This is a genomic window from Halobium salinum, from assembly GCF_026586625.1.
In the GTDB taxonomy this organism is placed as follows: Archaea; Halobacteriota; Halobacteria; order Halobacteriales; family Haloferacaceae; genus Halobium; species Halobium salinum.
Window position 1 is genome coordinate 1,449,727 of sequence record NZ_JAODIW010000006.1, and the last position, 17,497, is coordinate 1,467,223.

General features: G+C 52.2%; 16 protein-coding genes and 1 tRNA gene. 3 read left to right on the plus strand and 14 right to left on the minus strand.

The genetic code is table 11. The features are described from left to right. Positions 1-30 precede the first annotated feature (30 nt). Together N5095_RS10685 and N5095_RS10690 are read right to left on the minus strand one after the other, a co-directional pair. Entirely contained in the window at positions 31-258 is a 228-nt protein-coding gene (locus tag N5095_RS10685; protein ID WP_267622802.1) for a DUF8139 family protein, read from the minus strand. A gap of 117 nt (positions 259-375) precedes the next feature. Beyond that, positions 376-1,329, minus strand: coding sequence for an SHOCT domain-containing protein (locus N5095_RS10690; protein ID WP_267622804.1), 954 nt, complete (start codon positions 1,327-1,329; stop codon positions 376-378). A 204-nt stretch (positions 1,330-1,533) separates the two neighbouring features. Here N5095_RS10690 and N5095_RS10695 point away from each other — a divergent pair. Continuing rightward, positions 1,534-1,598: transfer RNA gene (locus tag N5095_RS10695), tRNA-Glu, on the plus strand. Between the two features lie 167 nt (positions 1,599-1,765). After that, positions 1,766-2,887, plus strand: a complete 1,122-nt coding sequence (locus tag N5095_RS10700) for a tyrosine-type recombinase/integrase (RefSeq protein ID WP_267622805.1) — start codon at positions 1,766-1,768, stop codon at positions 2,885-2,887. An 11-nt stretch (positions 2,888-2,898) separates the two neighbouring features. Here N5095_RS10700 and N5095_RS10705 read toward each other — a convergent pair whose 3' ends face one another. The 11 genes from N5095_RS10705 to N5095_RS10755 all read right to left on the minus strand — a co-directional run bounded on the left by N5095_RS10705 (position 2,899) and on the right by N5095_RS10755 (position 14,841). After that, complete coding sequence (locus tag N5095_RS10705; protein ID WP_267622806.1) at positions 2,899-3,552, minus strand: hypothetical protein; 654 nt, start codon at positions 3,550-3,552, stop codon at positions 2,899-2,901. A gap of 23 nt (positions 3,553-3,575) precedes the next feature. Continuing rightward, positions 3,576-3,998, minus strand: a complete 423-nt coding sequence (locus tag N5095_RS10710) for a hypothetical protein (protein WP_267622807.1) — start codon at positions 3,996-3,998, stop codon at positions 3,576-3,578. Between the two features lie 291 nt (positions 3,999-4,289). Beyond that, positions 4,290-4,517, minus strand: a complete 228-nt coding sequence (locus tag N5095_RS10715; RefSeq protein ID WP_267622809.1) for a hypothetical protein — start codon at positions 4,515-4,517, stop codon at positions 4,290-4,292. A 110-nt stretch (positions 4,518-4,627) separates the two neighbouring features. Then, complete coding sequence (locus N5095_RS10720) at positions 4,628-4,924, minus strand: hypothetical protein (protein ID WP_267622810.1); 297 nt, start codon at positions 4,922-4,924, stop codon at positions 4,628-4,630. A gap of 1,009 nt (positions 4,925-5,933) precedes the next feature. After that, entirely contained in the window at positions 5,934-6,974 is a 1,041-nt protein-coding gene (locus tag N5095_RS10725; RefSeq protein WP_267622811.1) for a hypothetical protein, read from the minus strand. 48 nt (positions 6,975-7,022) lie between these two features. Beyond that, positions 7,023-8,240: an SAVED domain-containing protein gene (locus N5095_RS10730; RefSeq protein WP_267622812.1), complete on the minus strand. Its 1,218-nt coding sequence runs from the start codon at positions 8,238-8,240 to the stop codon at positions 7,023-7,025. A gap of 40 nt (positions 8,241-8,280) precedes the next feature. Beyond that, complete coding sequence (locus N5095_RS10735; RefSeq protein ID WP_267622813.1) at positions 8,281-10,596, minus strand: ThiF family adenylyltransferase; 2,316 nt, start codon at positions 10,594-10,596, stop codon at positions 8,281-8,283. A 19-nt stretch (positions 10,597-10,615) separates the two neighbouring features. Then, on the minus strand, positions 10,616-11,734 hold the full coding sequence (locus N5095_RS10740; RefSeq protein WP_267622814.1) for an SMODS domain-containing nucleotidyltransferase: 1,119 nt from the start codon (positions 11,732-11,734) through the stop codon (positions 10,616-10,618). 221 nt (positions 11,735-11,955) lie between these two features. Further along, entirely contained in the window at positions 11,956-12,561 is a 606-nt protein-coding gene (locus N5095_RS10745; RefSeq protein ID WP_308203533.1) for a 7-cyano-7-deazaguanine synthase, read from the minus strand. Continuing rightward, positions 12,536-13,756, minus strand: a complete 1,221-nt coding sequence (locus N5095_RS10750) for a PfkB family carbohydrate kinase (protein WP_267622817.1) — start codon at positions 13,754-13,756, stop codon at positions 12,536-12,538. Before N5095_RS10750 ends, N5095_RS10745 begins: the two co-directional genes overlap by 26 nt. After that, complete coding sequence (locus N5095_RS10755; protein ID WP_267622818.1) at positions 13,753-14,841, minus strand: hypothetical protein; 1,089 nt, start codon at positions 14,839-14,841, stop codon at positions 13,753-13,755. The genes N5095_RS10750 and N5095_RS10755 overlap by 4 nt, the downstream gene beginning before the upstream one ends. A 309-nt stretch (positions 14,842-15,150) precedes the next feature. On the opposite strand from N5095_RS10755, the gene N5095_RS10760 reads away from it, so the two are divergent. Further along, positions 15,151-15,441 carry a DUF7508 domain-containing protein gene (locus tag N5095_RS10760; RefSeq protein WP_267622819.1) on the plus strand — a complete coding sequence of 97 codons (291 nt, stop codon included), beginning with the start codon at positions 15,151-15,153 and terminating at the stop codon, positions 15,439-15,441. Positions 15,442-15,660: 219 nt separating this feature from the next. Here N5095_RS10760 and N5095_RS10765 read toward each other — a convergent pair whose 3' ends face one another. Beyond that, entirely contained in the window at positions 15,661-17,496 is a 1,836-nt protein-coding gene (locus N5095_RS10765) for a M56 family metallopeptidase (RefSeq protein WP_267622821.1), read from the minus strand. Between the last annotated feature and the right edge of the window lies 1 nt (position 17,497).

A 17,497-nucleotide genomic window follows, 5' to 3' on the forward strand; every position in this document is an offset into this window, starting at 1 on the left:
GTCATCCAATAAAAGTCATGTGTTGGGTACTCATTCGAGAGGTGGACGGAGGTCGCGTCGTCGGAAATCTCCAGTTCCACCCTCGTCGAACTTGATGCGGAACAGCGCTCCGTCGCGGTCGTCTCCTGTGGTCCTCGATGCGTCGTCCTGTATGACTTTGACCACAGTTCCGTGTCTCCCGTGGTGCAAGTCGTGGTCGGGATCGGCTTCGTCGGGAATATCGACTCGAACCCGGTCCCCCTTGGCGATACGGTTCATGGACAGAGAGTAACGACCCTACTGCTTCACTCCTCTCGTCTGCGTACAGAGCTGAGGTTGACCTCGGCACCTCAATGAAGTTCCACCATCACCGATCAGGGGATGAGTGGAGCGTCCTCAGTATTCGGACAGGATCTCCGACTTCTTGTTTTCGAATTCATCGCTACTTATCACACCATCCGACTGTAATTCGCTCAGCTCTCTCAGTTTGTCAGCCGAGCTTTGGTTCAAACTATCCGGTTCATCGTCTTCGTGGTCACTTTCCATGACTCCGGCTGTCTTCCGTATAACTACACCTCGCTTAGCTTGCCGTCTCTTCTTGAATGTGTCATGTTCCATCGCGACTCCGAAAGGTGCAAGAAGAGTCATCAGGAGACCGATACTGACGGTCTGCCACACGAATCCTCTCGTGTCCGACTGCGGATGGAAGTTACAATGCGGGCAACGTTCGATATTTCTATCCACTTGTTCCATGCACTTCCGACAAACGAATATCGTCTCCAATTCGGGACCGTCGCTTCGGGGGTCATATTCGACTTCTGGTTCAAATTCCTCGATCTCCCCGCCGTTGAACTCGCGGCTGTAAGCTTCGATATGATGGCTTCCTCGCTCAACGTCTTCCCAAGTGGCCCGTATTACAGGAATCGAGTATTCACCATCGGCAGTCTGTATCGAGATTCGGCTAACTCCTGCGACTCCGATCCAGTTCGACCCGAGTAAGGATGCTTTGTACGAACTACCCTGAATGACTCCATGAGGAATGCTTACCACACGGTCGGTTTCTTCCTCGCCGATCAGGAGAATCACTCGTTTGTCCGTGATTATCAAAATCGTTCCTCGGGACTCACTTGGTGAATAGTCCGGGATGTTCGGTGGATCACCTCGGACGCCTTCGCTCCGATTAAAGAAAACAAACTGAACGCATTCGTCACGAGAGAGTACAGCAACAGGTGGGGTCGAGTTTAGAAACCCAAGTGTGTTGTCTAATATCCCACGCTTTACCGAAGAATGCTGCGCTGAATTTGCTATTTTCTCCGCCCGTTCTCCGAACTGCTTCTTTGCTTCTCCCATATCTAACCTACCAGTACCCATACATTCATTTTCACAAGTACTTTTCGTCGATGAATATGTACCGAGTCTAAGTGTGGCTCAACGTCACTTGGCTGGGGGCCAACATAGTGGGTTTTAAGTACCAACGAGTTGTCTAATGAGTATCCACGGCTGAAAGAAGCCAGATTTCGGCGCTCTACGCTCGACATACCGCGCCCTCGGCGCGGGAGTCCGGCCAATCATTTCGGCCTTTCGAGCCGATGACACGGGTTCAAATCCCGTACCGAGCACTTTCACGGCTTCTACGCGCTGTTTCCGGCCTACTCAGGAGTTTCACCAAATGCACCCGTTAGGCCGATGCGATAACTCGGAAGTACCACCCCGACGCCGTCCCGTGGTTTTAAAAGAGTCAGGCCGAAAGAATTCTAGTTCTAGCCATACGGAGACGCGATAACCTATGGCAAACCTACCAGAAGACATCAAGCTCGTACCAAAACCCGCAGAAAAACAGTTGAACCAGCGCCAGCTACTCGACTACGAAACACACCGAGAAACCTACCTCGAATGGCTCTACCACCTCGGGAAGAACCCCGATCAAGCCGAGGGCTACAGCCAATCTACAGTCAAACGTGACGCCTACCGACTCGACCAGTTCTACCGCTGGGTCTGGAGCCAAGAAGACGGCTACACCACCTCAATTACACACACGCACGCGGGCAACTATATCGATCACTTGGCGTACGGTGAGAACAGCAACTCCCACAAATCCAAGTGCCTGAAGGCGTTGAAACGGTACTTCAAATGGCGGCACCACGAACGCAGCAGCGAGCTCTGGAAGCCGAAACGCAGCTTCTCCTCTGAACCTACGCAGCCACAGAACTACCTCACTCTCGAAGAGCGTCAAAAGGTACGTGAAGCCGCATTAGAGTACGGCAGCATACCGGCCTACAACGATCTGAGTCCTGAGGAGCGTGATCGGTGGAAGGCGTATATCGCCCAGCGGTTGGATAAGCCGAAGACCCAGGTCAAACCCAGTGATTGGCAGCGGATGAACAGCTGGAAAATCCCGAGCATGGTAATGGTCTCACTCGATGTAGGCCTACGACCAGTCGAAGTCGAACGAGCAGTCGTCCAATGGGTTGACGTTGAGAATGCCGTGCTCCGGATTCCGAAGCAGGACTCCGCGAAGAACCGGGACAACTGGACACCCGCATTACGCAGAGACACCGCGAAAATATTGAGCCGCTGGCTGGATGAACGCAGCCAGTACAGCAAATACAACGACCGAGATGAGTTGTGGTTGACCCGGTATAGCAACCCGTACGGCAGCAGCTCGCTCAAACGGATACTCGAAAGCCTGTGTACTGAGGCCGGTATTCCACACCGGAACGACGACTCCACAAGCAGCGAACGAGGAATGTCCTGGTACGCCATCCGCCACAGCGTCGGCACCTACATGCGCCACGCAGAAGACCTCAAAGCCGCCAAAGAACAACTTCGACACAAATCAGAAATAACCACAATGAAATACGACCATGCACCCGTCGAAGAACGCAGAAACGCACTCGACCACATGTAATTCGGTTTTTCCTATTGCCAGTCGATTTTGAATCTCACCTGATCAGAGATAGTTCCAGTCTTCTGGAGTGCATCTCCTAATTTGCTCTGACGGATTTGCTTCCCTGTGGTGGCTCTCACTTTTAGTCGATATACCACCGATCCAGACGTATTCATATTTGTTGATTGTAATGCAAGTAGTAATGCGGTTTCAAGGTTAATTGAGAATGATCCGGGGCTTCGACGCCACTTTTTCACGCTCCATTTTCTTTCCTCCTTTGCAGTTATTTTCTTCCTTGCCGTTTTCCCAATATGGCCGCTACCACCCACTTGTGCGAATGCTGCGTTTAGGAAGATACCAAAAATTGGGTTCACGTTCCCTGCAGCGAATTTAGCAGTTTCTATTACCAACGGTTTCCCCCACTTTGGAACCAGTTGCTTGAGACGACTTGAGCCGCCTCTAAGTACATTCGAATCGCGTATCTTAAACTCGGTCTCAGCAGAACTGATTCCGCTTACCTCCTCCACAGTTATCGATAAATCCCGAAGAACCGGAGAGTAGTACCCACCTTTCTTATCATCAAATGAATAGATAGTACATACTTGCAGATGATTCCCGTAGACACCAGCCATCGGTTTGTTCAGATAACCGACCGACAACGCCAGTCCTACATCGTTATCTACCACTCCTGACCGTTCTCGAGAATAGATCACTCTAATATATTTTCTAGCTCGTAATCTCGTGCCTCTAACACCACATCGCCATCCCACTCATCTACTACACAATCCGGCATGAGTTCATGGTTTGTATAAAACTCGGTTAGCAAAAGATTCCTGTCTCGCAGGTAACCAACTGTCTCTTGCATACCCTTTTCTGGGAAGAAGACCTGAACGTTTAGAGAGAGGTCCTCTGACCCATCTCTTCCAACTACATCGTATAGAAAATCGACTCTATGCGCTGATTCATTGGTTTCCCGATCGTAGAGGCAGATAGCAGAATTATTTGTCTCCTCACGGCTTTCGACATATGACTCCGTCTCATCCAAAATGGCTTCAAATTGGGCTGACTCACGGGCTTCTCTAATATACTCCGTTGGATCGTCTACCTTCTCAGCCCGCATATCAACCGCCATAAGTACTACTGGACATGCAAACTTTTATACGTTGGCCCCAATTTAGCCGGCTGGAATTGACAGAAAGCTATATTGCTACCTTCATCTCTCCTCCAAATCCCAAAGCAAAACCCATACTCTCTCAGCCAACAATTCTGTTACACCTGCAATCATATACAGCCTGCGCTGGAATTCAGTCAGAATCGACAGTAATTCCGTCACAAGCCATATTGGATGCGTCCATCATTATAACTCAATAACTGGCAGAGAGAAAATTATTACTGTCTATAATCTGCCAACCATAGGAATAGGTCAGCTTGACAGCACTTTTTCGATGGCTTGGTCTCGAAGGCAACGGGAGAGATATGCCAGAAAAATTGCTCTCTCAACTGAGTTGAGCTGGCTGTAAGCTTCTTGAAACCGTTCTGAGTCCAGCTGATTTGCGGAGCCTTTCAGGATTGAGTCGACCAGCTCTATCAAATCCTCTTCGCTGTCCTGAGCAGGGAATTTGTTGAAAATCTCATCTACTGTGTTAGTCACGGTTTGGCCGCCTCGAGTGTCTTATTCTGGCGTGTGAAACTTTTAATTCTCTCCTAGCACCGGCTATGCTAGAGTACTTAACCATGAACCGACCCGTTTCTCGACTTTCTTCAGTCGAATACCGGGTACTGGAGCTCTGCACCGGGTAATTCGGATTCGAAAACCACGACGTACGTCGGGTACTCGATTTCAAGGAACTCTTCAACGCTGATATCGTTGTACCTGACTGTGGAGTTGAACCGATAGCCACCCAAATCCTTTCGTGAGAGATATTTCCGGTCTCGGCCGTGGATGCTGATTTCACAGTACGGATGCTCCAACTGTTCACCGGTACGTAGATCGTATTCCCTGATCTCAGGGTTCAATAGCACCGAGAGATCTTCTTGTTCGATTCCGAAGTCGGTCATCCATCTCTTCAGTGATTTCAGCTGGTGGCGTGCCGCCCATTCAGCAATAGAGTAAACACCTCCATGTCCGCAGAAACAACACCGCAAATTCACACTACCCCCGGCAGACCAAGCTTCGGATGGAAGAACAAGGACAGCAGAACCTCATCAACACAAGATCGAAAGGTACGAGTCTACAAAATAGTGCTTATTTGGTAATTTTGTGGGGGGAATAGTATTGACGCCTTCATCAGTTCAATCAGTACCTTCAAATCAGGTACCTTACACTAGTGCGGCGTGGGGACTACACGCCAGCCCAGAGCATCAGTTGATGAAGTTCTCTCCACATTTCGTCACTCAGCACGTCTCGGAGTAGTTCTCAATGCCCTCCGGCCTACGCATCTCATTTCCTGACTAACCGGGATTGAGCGAGCGAACGACGGAGGAGTCACACTCGACGATATGTCTGACCAATGGAGGAGTAGTGCTTCGCGAGATAGACCAGAGCAAGATCACGTGACTCCGGTGAGTCGGGGAAGTCGTCCTCGATAGTCCTCTAGGTCATTCAGCTAGACCAGCAACCCCAACCACGACTATACTGAACGTGAGTAGCAAGAGACGGACTTACCGCGGTCTGTCGACGCTGGTAACGCTCTGCGTCATGTCGGCAGACTAAGCCCCAGTTCCTCTTAATAACTTATAGCGAATCAGAGGATCCCACCACTCGGAACTGCAGAGGCCGACTGGCCACAAAAAGACGGCTAATCGGTAAGGAGTGAAGAATTGACGAATTCATCCTTGATGAAGACGACGCGAATTCCTAATCCTTTAGTCGGTCACGGTTACAGTACATTCTCTCTATTCTCAGCAGCGACAAAGAAACTCGAATGACGGGGTTACCATCTCAAGGCATGCCTATTAACCCCCACACCGTCGTTTCGGTCTCTATTGGCAATCCTGATTGAATCGGCCTACACGATACGCTCCAGTAGAACATCTGGAGGTTACGTGCTTTGAATCTGTACAAATTCTATTCACTTGAATTGGCCTCACGTAGATTTTCAACCACCTCTGGAAGGTGTCGAACGCGGTAATACATGAGCATTAGGCGGAACACCCACAGAGCATTGAACAAAGCGAGTAATCTCAAGACTTCGTCTTGGAACTCCGAGTAATCTAGTTCAGCTACCGGGTCACCACGGTCAAAGAACTCGATTCTGTTCTCTATCGGATTCACTATGAACTCCCCGTGAACAATCGAGTTCCGAAGCTCCCGATCAATACCGTCGGCAAGCTCGTTGAAACGGTTGAACTTCTTGCTCTGTAATTTCTGGAGTAGATTATTCAATCCCATCTTCGACAATGCTTCATACGTCTCCTCTCGGCCGCTGACGATCTGTAGAACCGCGATGAACTGAGGGAGGATGTCTCCAACAAGCTCAGCCAATTTATGATACATATCGGCGTACTGCCGAGCCTCGTTGGCACTTGAAATTTCAGAATGTTCCTCAAGATAGTCGTAATATTCCGTGAGAACCGGATTAAATAACCGCTGTAACATCATCTGCTGAGAACCATTTTCCAACCCGTCAAAGAATTCCTTGACGTCACCCGCCTGACCGGCTTCTACGATCTCCTTCGCAAACTCATCAAGTAAATCAAAGTAGTTGGCGTGCCCGAGTTCTTTCATCCCTTCACGGTTAACTTCGAGAGATGACCGAAGCTGCTCGGTAATGAATGTCAAACCACTATCGAACTCCTGTCGATCATCGGGCTCCATCATGTACTGTTCGATCACGTCGCTTTGGAGGTCGAATATGGCCATAACCGTCTCGTCCTCTGATTCTGCAGCCATCGCATCTCGGAACCCAGTGAGAAACCCCGCTATCCGCTCAGAGAATTCCTCCTCAAACTCATCTGGTTCACTTGCTCTAGCACCGCTAAACAAGTCTAGACCCAACGTTCTTCCCAGCGCCTCTGGAACTGCCTCGGTAAATTCTTGTGAGAGATCTTGAATCTCCTCGTCTGAGAGGTCTGTAAAGTTCTCTGAATCGTTTGAGTCCTCAGTCATCTTTGCCGGAGTCTTTAGTTGGGCACAACAAGGTGCTTTTGAGTGTAGTCAATTTCCTAGTGAGGCAGCAGGTTGGTAAGTTCTTGCTCCGTCCGTAGTCTCCAAGAGATACGTCTGGATTTCGGGGAAGGTGTTGCTCTGTTGGCCGAATAGGAACGCGAGGCCCGCTGGGACCGCCATGAAGAGGTGTATTGTAGATATGGCAGATAGTTCATTCAATACCGATTGAACCTTTTGGCGAAACACATGTGCAGTATGTGCGGCCTCTGAAGCACTCAGTACCGACCCGCTGTCATCGCCAAGCGAGAGTTCAAGAACACCGCCGAAATTAGGAAGCGATGATTTGGATCTCCCGACAGCTGCGTCTACATCATTCGTGACACTGACCAGAACGGCCAAGTCAGAACCAGTAATGTCATTCACATGAAAGTCGATCTCCAATCCACTGTCTTGCTGATCGGTATGGACGTTCCATGGACAATGCTGGCCTGCGCTGTGTTGCAGCCACGTCGCATCGATCCCTCTCGTCGTTCGCAGGCATCGTCCAAGTGCGAACACGGCTGGCAAGTGAGCCTGTCCGCGGACGCGCAGAGATCTCCCGGGAGCAGATTCTTCCACAAGGTCGATGACTCTCTGGAGTCTGGGGAGAAGCCGTCGATTCCAGCGATAAGACGTTGGAGGACCGTCTGTGAAATACGATGACCAATCTATGGTAATCGCTGGCTGAGATGCATAGGAGGGGGGAGCGTACGTATCGAGAGATACGTCGAGCGGGTGGTCCGTATCAAGTCGTTCATGGTTGAGACGAACCCGTTCAGAGAGAACGGCCGTGGCGACGTCATCGGCTGCTGCTGGCTCCGCTGTAGACCCCAGCTTAATCATGTTCCAATCAGAGAAGTCAAGCAGTGTAGGGGATTTAGAGAGGATTGCGTTCGCGTCATCATAGTCAATTCCGGGACAGAGTGCGACTACCACGAAGAACTCTTCTTCGTTCTTCCACCGATTATGAAGGCCCGGGAGTTCCAGTTCGAGAATGATTCCAGAATCGACAACGTCCCCACTTACCAGTACAACACCACCGGCGAGTTCAGGATTCTCCACCTCTAACACTTCCCTGATCTCGGACTGCGTTGGCTCGGTACGCAGATCGGAAATATCCTGCCAAGTCCGTATCCCATGCTCGTGTAACGACGTGACGAGCGCTTCAGCGATGTCAGCTTGGCTCCTTCGGTAGCTGACGAACATTTTTCCCGTCGGGTTAGTCATAGTCGGTCACCGTTGATCTGAAGAGATGGTTACTCGTATCTCACTGACTATCTTCCGGTTCGTCCTCCGGGTTCGCACGATGGAGTTCTTCGAAGTCGCCTTCGCGGTGGAAAACGTACACGTTCACGGAGAGGTCATCGGGTGGTGTTCCGCCGACAACGACGAGGATTGGATCGGGGCAGTGGTAACTCTCGTTCGTTGCGATGGACACCATCTCGTCTTGGTCGTCATCACTTGCTTCCGGTGGCGCGGCCGGGTGATAATGCCACTCACCGAGATACTGGATGCCGAGGCGTTCGTTAGCCGTTTTGAGCCATTCATCTACTTGCTCGGTTCCCCGGTGAAAGGTCGTCGGCCCGTGAGCCGAATCGCTCGGCGGATCTGTCGCCCGAACAACGAGCGCTCCACTCCCCGAGAAGTACGTCCCCGCTAGAATCCCGCCGGTTTCCACCCCTCCTGCTTCGGTACACAAGTTTTTCACAGCGGCGAGACGATTCGCCGGGAGTCTCACAGTAATCGACGAGTTTGCGGATGTCCACTCTATCGCGTCTTGGAATGGCGGCTCGGCTTCAGACACAAGTGGTACTTCGCCTTCTGCTTGGGTTTCAAGAATAGTGAGGTCGGATTGTCCGTGCCCGAGGTCTATTGCTTGGTTGAGGAGGCGAGAGATCGTCCCTGCCCACGTGGTCACTCGGTCCATCCGAACGACGGACGCCGGGTGCCAACAGCCAACTCGTTCCGGCACAGCATCCTCGCCATGCGACCACTCTAATCGTTCTTGGAGCAGCCACGGTTTGAGTGCCTCCCGGAAGCGATCATGTGGGAAGGCAGTATCGTACGTAGAATAGACGAACAGCCGGTTACCGCGTCGTCCCATTGAGGCGGAGGTGAACAGCGTCGAGTGCTTCCACGGGAAGCGGCGAAGTGCTTCCAGCACGGCGTTCGACCCAGTGCAATCGATAACAATCTCTGATGAAGCGACTGCATCCCGTGATTCGCCGGTCGGTGGGAAATCCTCGGTTATCGCTTCGACGCAGGCGTGCGGGGAGAGTGACTGAAGTCGCTCAGCGAGCGCGGTGGCTTTCTTTTCGCCAACGTCGGAGAGCGTCAGCGTGTGTCGCGCGAGATTCCCGATTTCGAATGTTTCACCATCGATGAGCGTCAACTCCTGAACACCTCCTCGTACAAGGCATTCCGCAAGTGTACTTCCCAACGCGCCAGTCCCAATGAGAAGTACCTTCGTCTCAGAGAGAGGCTTCGACAGCGATCCACGCCGTGCGAGTTGGTCGTGCGCCCAGTTCTCCGAGTCCAGCCATTGAATCTCCCTGTTCACTAAATCGACCCGGGCAAGGATTTCGCGGTTTCGCTCGGTATTCCGATATCCACCGACGTGCTCGACTGGTCGTTTGAGACTAAGAAGCTTGACAGCCTGCCACCGGATGAGAGCGTCAGGGCCACCAATCTCTTCGGGAATCGGAAACCCAATGAGTAGGATTTGAACATCTTCCTCCGTGACAGTTGAGCTGACCTTTCCCATGAGTTCGTACAGCTCAATGGGAGCATCTTCGAAGACGTTCTCCAGTGCACGCCATGTTCCTGGTGCTTCCCAGGGTGGTTCGAACGGTGTCGAATCGAGGCGAATCCAAGCTCCTGGGAATACGTCCTCGGTATTGTCCTTGATGTAGTCGCCCCACTCGGGGTGATGAACGACGTGACCGTCCTGATCTCTAAATTGTCCGGTGGCGAGTGTTCCCGTGGGCTCGGCTAACTGGCGAAGTTCGACAGTGCCCCATGATTCGCTAACTGATTCCCAGTCTTCGAATGAGTCGTAGGTCTCGTTGAACGCGAGCGTTCGATTCGGGGCTGCTCCGATATCGAATTCTGGCACTTCATACGGATCGCCTGGCTGCTGAAGGTTTCCGTGCGCGGCAGTCTCCAACCACGCGAGGGCTCTCTCTAGGTGCCACCAGAGCCGTTCGTCAGGGTCGTATGGTTCGGCAATTGCACCTGACCGGCCAAGGATGTGGCCGTATTGAGAGACACAGATGTTCCCCCTCCGCCACGGCTCATCTTCACTACCGGGGTGGTTCCGTCGTTGATGGGGGAAGGTTGCGGTGATGCTATTTTCCTGAGACGGATGAATCTCGATTGATCCCCACGGATAGGTATCTTCGATCAGGACATACCAGTCGGTCTCTCGTGGAACCTGCGTGTCCGCTGGGAGGTCGGTGAGGCGAAGCTGGACCTTGAGTATCCATTTACGCCCGTCCTCTTGCTGTCGGAGGTCTTCACGCACCGTGACTGCGTCGAGTTTGTCAAGCGCATCTACTGCTCGCGTTAGTTCCTTAGGAGGCATACGTTAGTTCAGCAGTGGATTAGGCGAATCGCTGGTCGGAAACACTAGTAGATCCTGACGAAGAGCGGAACTGTGAAGAATGACGCTCGCCGTCGCTGTCGTCGTCATCGCTCCCGTACGGTGGGAATTCGTCTCCGAGAAGAGAGTGCCACAAATCACGGGAGGTAGACGGATCTTCCTCATCGAGGGCCTGCCGGGCGACCTCGGCGGCTTCAACGATGTTCTCGTGGAACGCAGCGAAATCTTCGCCATCGATGCGGGCCAAGACGTTGTTGTCGGGGAGGCCCCTGGCTCCGAGGAATGGTGTTTCCTCGTTCTGTGCATGGGCGGCGTAGCGCTGCGCGATGTCTTCGAAGGTGAGGGTTACACCTTCTGCAACGCTCTCGATGTCGTCCGGACAGCACCAGCCGACGATGTGCTCAAGGGGGTAGCCCTTTGGGCGCTTTGGCTCTGAGACTTGGGTCCGCCGCCACCACTTGATGGTCTTCACGACGTTGACGTAGTGCTTGTTGGTGCGGGCGTTCTTGTCGATGGTCCAAGCGGTGGTGTAGAGTGGGTGGGTTTTCTCCCAGATTTCGAGTTCGCGGTCGGGGATGTCGAGCGGATCGACTTTCCACTCGTCGCTTTTCGTGCCGGGTTCGAATCCGAGCCCTTGCAACAATTCTTCGGTCTGTCCCATGTCCAAGGCTGCATCGACTGACAGTGATCCGATGGAGCCGTCTGGGCCTATCGCGTCCTGCATCGCTTCACTGGGTGCGGCGGTCAACACGAGGTCGAGTTCGACGCTCTCTTCGTCGATTTGGTAGGCTCGGTGTTTCCGCTCCCATTGCCCGCTGTAGTGTTCCTTCAGGAAGGGCTCGCAGTTCTCCATCGCTTCGGCGGGAGAATGGTCGTTCTTGTCGAGTTTCGTAACGAGAATAATGTCCACGTCGGATTTCTCGTCTCCAATTGGCTTCACGGCAGTCCAGCGTCGATAACTACCCTGGAGGAAATCTCCGACGTAGTACTCACTCATCGTGTCGTCCTCATGCAACCGCTCACGAAGCGTCTCGTGGCCGTCCTTGTAGTCCTGCTTGTTCTCTTCTGTCGGACGGATATCCGATAGGAATTGCTTGAAAAGGGACGGGAGAGTAGCCATATCGAATCCATGTACTGTCTGTAAAAATATGTAGCGGGAGTAGGGTGAAAGTGAAGAGGTCTACAATTCAGAAGTGGGAAACGAGTCGATAGCGGTTGATTCTATCCACCAACTCGGCGCTCAATTGATTAGTACCCTTTCTACGGCTTCGAATACGGTGTCAAGACTAACCGGGACGGCAAATGCCAAGAATATTTCACCAAATCCAAGCATGCGGAATGTCAGTAGATGCGTGTGAGGACACGTTGCCGTTTCTTGCAGCTACGGCATTCGCCGCAAGCGGCGTTCGATGCTGTACAGGAGTGAGTCCACCCGAGGAGTGATTCAGGTGGGTTCGCCTCGCGTACGAACTCCTCTGTTGTTCTATCGATTGCAGGAGTCTCAACCCTGAGATTGCCTTCCTGAAAGGAGAGTAGTGAATCCATCAGTTCGAAGAATTTTGCCTGTCCGTCAGCATGGCTCTGATCGTCGGCAACTGCTCCAACAAGCAATCGATCTGCACCTCGACGGACGACATCCATTGCTACCAGTGTGATTACGAGCTGATTTCGATACGGCCACCACTCTGGAGCATCACCGAGGTCGATTCCCTGTCGTCCTGCCATTGTGCCAGCACCGAGACTCTGGCAGTCCACTTGGATTACTTTGTGGTCCAGACCAAGCTGACCAGCGATTTGTGATGAAGCTTGAATCTCCGCATCCGCACAGCATTGCCCGTAATCAACTGTCACCGTAAGATCCGGTTGGTGTGTATACGCGAGTGTCGCAGAATCCAGCCCGCCTGATAATAGTAAGACGGACTCAGACATACGCCCTCCAAATCGCATTGAAAATCGCTGACGACAGATCCTCGTACACCTCGCACCCAGAGCCGCTAATCATAGTCTCACTACCGGTTTCGAAATCGTTCGCGTAACCGACGACTGGAATCCCAGTCTTCCGAGCATATCCCAACTCAAAGTGTGTTCCCGAGTCTAAATGATCCAACAACGCAAACACCAGATCCGCTCGTTCAATTGCCTCCAGATCTTGTTTCGCCACCTCCTCAGCACTGTCGTAGTCGGCTGCTCGTCCGAAATCGTGAACGGGAGAAATCACGTTGGCTCCCTCGCTCTCCAAGATGTGTTTGACCTCCTCGACGACGTACCGCTCTCCAATGTCAAAGAACGGTCCTGCCAGATAGATTGTCGGAGGAGTAGCGTCTGGTGAGATGAACGTTGATGAAGCACTATTGGTTACTGTTCCGATAAGTTCTCTGGAAATCGGCAGGTGACGGTGTCTACAGTAGTATGCTGTCGCCTTCGACGCTGTCAGTGCCGCGTCTACAGCAGCTTCGCCATTTTCTGCCCACTCTCCAGCAAAGACAGCACTGAACACATCCCCGCTTCCAATTCCCCAAACGGACTCCGTTTGAAAAACTGGGATTTGAGTCGTCGTGCTGGCTGTTTTGACGAGTGCCCCTCTCGCGCCTCGCTTAAGGACGACCACGTCCGCACCAGTCGTGCCTGCCATGAGGTCTGTGAGAATCGATTCTACGTCGTCCTCTCCAGCCAGCTGCTCGGCTTCGTGGCGGTTCAGAACGAGAGCAAGCTCATCGGCAGTTGAGCCGTTTGAGTCGAATGGAACCGGGTCTGCGGACTGAGGATCGTAGACCACGCGTTCGCCGGAGACGATAGCAGTCCCTTCAACGAGTCCGAACCGCAGGACAGCGTCACCATTAATTCCTGATAGCTTGCGACCATAATCAGGTGCGTCTGGTGGAGAAAGCGTAGGATGCGAGTGGTTATGCAGGTAGTCGAAGGTGACTGTCTCAGGTATCTCAGTTGTATGGATGTCGAAATTAAACGTAGCTGCGTAGGTCTTGAGTGTCTCTATGTCTTCAGCGGCGATGCAGGTGTGGAGTTGGTTCCGGGAAGAGACGATGCCCTCAGTAGCCGCAGCTGCTCGTACCCCTGAGCCGAAGAACGCTGAGTCGGAAGGGAACTGACACAGCTCGTGGTACGCGCCACCCGTGATTATCATTCGTCTATGGAGCCGTTCCGGATATTAACCGTACAAGAGTCCGGTGTTACGTCACGAACCTCTGCCCTGTACGACTTGCCTTCATCAATACACTCGCTGAGCAGTTCCGCCCATGGATCAGGAACGTTACCGACTCGGCTGCCGTCAGCCATGACTACAACTACCTCTTCGGTAGTCGCTTCGACTAGAAGGGAGAGTTCTGGGTGAAGCTGGTCTTGCACAGCCGTGTTAATGAAATATAAGTTGAAATTATGGTTTAGAAGGCACTTATTCGTTACCCGGACTTCGCATTTTCCCCCCTCGATGTCGAGAATCCGGGCGCGGTACTGTCGGCCCTCCTCAATACACTGCTTCAATGTGTCAATCCACGGTTCAGCGATTGCACCGATAGTTCGGCCCTGCGAATCTACGACACAGACCACCTGCTCTCGGAGGCATACCGAACAGATATCGCCTTCAGTTGCATCTCCCAGCGGTTCTGGGTTTGGCGAGTGGAGAAGCGCCGATTCCGCAATTAAGCACTCGTCCTCCTCTTCTTCATCATCCTCATCGTCATTATCATCCTCCTCTTGGTCCTCTTCGTCGTCCGTCTCGTCTTCTTGGTCTCCTTCCTGCTCTTCCTCACGATCTTGCTGACCGTCCACTTGTTCATCTCTTCCAGAATTGGGCTCTTCGTGTTCGTCGTCCGTACCTGGGTCTGTCCGTTCCTCCTCCTCGGCCCCCTCGTCACCTACCGGATCGTCTGGGCTCTCTATTTCTTCCTTCTCACCGTTGTCATCTTGTGGCGTTTCCTCTTCACCAGTCTCTGAACCATCGTCCTCAGGTGCACCATCAGTATCTCCTCCGGGACCAGCTACTGGTGCACCACCGCCTCCACCACCCCTTGGCGGTGAGTCGTCTGGAGTCTCTTCTGGTTCGTCGGTTGAATCATCCGACTCATCAGTCTGGTCTCCAGTCGTCTCTTCCTCAAGCCCTGACCCAGGGGCAGGAACACTATCTGGTTCATCCTGACCAGACCCCCCAGTATCTCCTCCTGATTCACCACCTCCAGACGGTCGATGATAACCGCCGCTCCCTCCGCCCATAGTGTTGAATCGTTCGTAATTTAAAGCGCTTAAGAGTAACGAAAATAGCTATGAATAGCTCACCCAAACTACATCGCATATGAATGAACTCGGCTTCTGAAACTAGCCTTACCAAATCATCCCTATCTTCTTCGTCAAGGTGGAGAATGTCGCGGTGAATCCTCGAAATCATCCCGGTTACGTTTATACCCATCCCAACCTTCCGAACTTATGTCAACTGGCCTCTAACTTCTTGGAGGCCGGCACCAGCCTTGATCGCTCAATTATGAGACAGAATATTCAAATATACGGATATTGCTCGTCTATTTCATGCCGATAAACAAGAACTGGTCCAAGGCGACAAAAAAGCATATCGAAGCGAATGTGCCGGCAAAGGGCGGTGTCTATGAACTGAAATCGTTCGGAGAACAAGTCTACGTTGGAAGCAGCCGGAATCTGCAGGAACGTCTGCTAACCCATCTCGAAAAACGAAGCCCGAACAAGTACCGCTTCGAAACTGCAGGATGGCTTCAAAGTCATCAGAAGCTCGAACGAAAACACTACACTCGGTTTGTAGACAAATACGGCAAACCACCACACTGGAACGACAGACGACCCTGACACCCATCGGGAAGTCATTGCTGACAGTTTCTGATCGATATCGTACTCGGAGTCTATCCTTTGTTTTCTGGCGGAGAGTGAAAATATGGAGAACGCAGAACAGCGTTTAGTCGTTACTTGGAAATAACCCTTTCAGAGGCCTGTGGCTGGAGCCTATCGGGGAGAGACCGGGCCTGAGATAACCCTCTGGGTTCGGTGGTTCAGAACCCTGGCCGAACCCTATTTTTGTAGTCTCCTTTGTCGTTGTTCGAGGCTGTGGTGTGCGGACTGGAAGATGATGGATCCGAAGAACAGTTCGTAGGGTGCGTAGAGATACTGTTTGATCTGGGTGAGTGGTTGAAGGGTTTTCTGAGCATATGCTGCGGTAAGGATTTCTTGTAGCGGAGGGAGATCGGCTTCTCCCGGGCTGGTGTCTTGTGTGCGTTGGTGCTTCAGTTTCTCGAGTTCGAGTTTCTGTAGGGCGGATTTGAGGTGGTGACTGCCGACTGTGTGGGCGGCGTGATCATCGGCTTTTTGTTCTATCTCTGGGTAGCCGCGGAATACGAGCAGGGTGTTTCGGCCGAGGAATAATAGTGAAAATATTCCGGCGAGGAGGTTTGCTGCCCAGTCCCGGTTCTGGATGTGGTAGGCTTCGTGGGCTATGATTGCGTCCAGTTCCTTCTCGTTTAGTAGATCGACCATTGGCTGGTTGACGGTGATGAAGTGTTTGAGGCCGAAGAATAGTGATCCAGAGTATGCAGCGGGGAAGCCACCGTCCTCTATGATTGCAGCATCGACCCTTCGAGGTACTGCTTCGGATCGCAAGGTTTCGCCGTGTTTGAGTTCTGAGTTTAATTGTAGTCGGGAACGAGCATGGTTTGCTACGCTGTAGATCCACATTCCGAGGAAGATGAGTACTGGTGAGAGGAGGATGGTATATATCGCAGTTGTGTAGTTGAGCGGGCTCCAATCTGGGGTCTCGGATGAAGCGAGGGATTTGGCCGCGGACGAGTAGATGTTCTCCGTGGGTTGGGATGAGAGAAATGCTGGGAGGAAGGAAGAGTTGGTAAGCTCGAGAGTGAGCTGGTTGAGTGAGATGAGGGTCCCTGTCACGATAAGGGCAGTTGTAGTTATGTAAGCGGTGAGGGCGGCGTAGGCCAGCGTTCTATTTTCGAACCAGCTTGGTTCGCTTTGCTTCAGATTCTGTATCAGAAAGTTGCAGCCTCTGCAGACGTATCCGATGCCTGTGAACAGCGCCAGTATCGTAGTGACGATAAATACCCAAGAGACTATGGGTTGGAGGTACGCGGCCAGCAGGAAGTGAGGAGTCAGCCAACTTGTAAAGAGAGGGAATACGAAGAACGCCATGCTGAGGAATGGAATCAGGGTTAGTGCGGTCGGCCAATTTACAGATTTGGATTGGCTCAAAGAGGTTTGAGCGAGGTAGAGTCCACCGACTACTACCAGGGAGAGAGGCAACGAAACTTTGAGCAGGAAGTTGTCAACGAATAAGGCGAGTCCGGCAACCCAGACGAGGGAGAATCGAGAGAAGGTTGCGATCTGTGAGTAGCGGTCCCATTTGATGGATTCGATTCTGGCGTCTTCAGGTATCTTGAGCCGGAAGCTGGTATCCGAGTTGAGTCCATATCCACCGGAGATTATATCTAAGCCAATCTGAGCGAGGAATCCGATGCAGTAGTAGAATAGAGCTGAAATCAGAGCAGGTCGCTTCGGGAAGATGAAGGAGTGTGTATCGTTGAGCGTGGTGAGGACGATCGGGCGGTCGAGACTAAGGAAGAACGCTGTTGAGACAGTTATGGCGAGGGCAAAGAAGGGGGCGAGAGATTTTGTCCAGTCTGCCGTGTGGAGCTCCTCTATGATAATGCCATCTGCTGGGGAGTACCGGAATTTTCGTTGATGTATCCCGTTTTTTAGAGGTTGGGACCAGATTTCTTGGCCGTCGTTTTCCCAGTATTCGGTTCTTGATTCGTCGCAGCAATCATGGATTCTGTCTCGTACTTTACTGGCAGAGAGGGCTTGACCTTCGATACGCCATCTCTGCTCGCTGACTTTCATT

Coding starts and splice junctions, on each gene's coding strand:
- N5095_RS10720 (WP_267622810.1), bottom strand. CDS start 4,924: ATGACCGACTTCGGAATCGAACAAGAAGATCTCTCGGTGCTATTGAAC.
- N5095_RS10735 (WP_267622813.1), bottom strand. CDS start 10,596: ATGCCTCCTAAGGAACTAACGCGAGCAGTAGATGCGCTTGACAAACTC.
- N5095_RS10700 (WP_267622805.1), top strand. CDS start 1,766: ATGGCAAACCTACCAGAAGACATCAAGCTCGTACCAAAACCCGCAGAA.
- N5095_RS10685 (WP_267622802.1), bottom strand. CDS start 258: ATGAACCGTATCGCCAAGGGGGACCGGGTTCGAGTCGATATTCCCGAC.
- N5095_RS10765 (WP_267622821.1), bottom strand. CDS start 17,496: ATGAAAGTCAGCGAGCAGAGATGGCGTATCGAAGGTCAAGCCCTCTCT.
- N5095_RS10725 (WP_267622811.1), bottom strand. CDS start 6,974: ATGACTGAGGACTCAAACGATTCAGAGAACTTTACAGACCTCTCAGAC.
- N5095_RS10710 (WP_267622807.1), bottom strand. CDS start 3,998: ATGGCGGTTGATATGCGGGCTGAGAAGGTAGACGATCCAACGGAGTAT.
- N5095_RS10750 (WP_267622817.1), bottom strand. CDS start 13,756: ATGATAATCACGGGTGGCGCGTACCACGAGCTGTGTCAGTTCCCTTCC.
- N5095_RS10755 (WP_267622818.1), bottom strand. CDS start 14,841: ATGGGCGGAGGGAGCGGCGGTTATCATCGACCGTCTGGAGGTGGTGAA.
- N5095_RS10740 (WP_267622814.1), bottom strand. CDS start 11,734: ATGGCTACTCTCCCGTCCCTTTTCAAGCAATTCCTATCGGATATCCGT.
- N5095_RS10745 (WP_308203533.1), bottom strand. CDS start 12,561: ATGCGATTTGGAGGGCGTATGTCTGAGTCCGTCTTACTATTATCAGGC.
- N5095_RS10690 (WP_267622804.1), bottom strand. CDS start 1,329: ATGGGAGAAGCAAAGAAGCAGTTCGGAGAACGGGCGGAGAAAATAGCA.
- N5095_RS10760 (WP_267622819.1), top strand. CDS start 15,151: ATGCCGATAAACAAGAACTGGTCCAAGGCGACAAAAAAGCATATCGAA.
- N5095_RS10730 (WP_267622812.1), bottom strand. CDS start 8,240: ATGACTAACCCGACGGGAAAAATGTTCGTCAGCTACCGAAGGAGCCAA.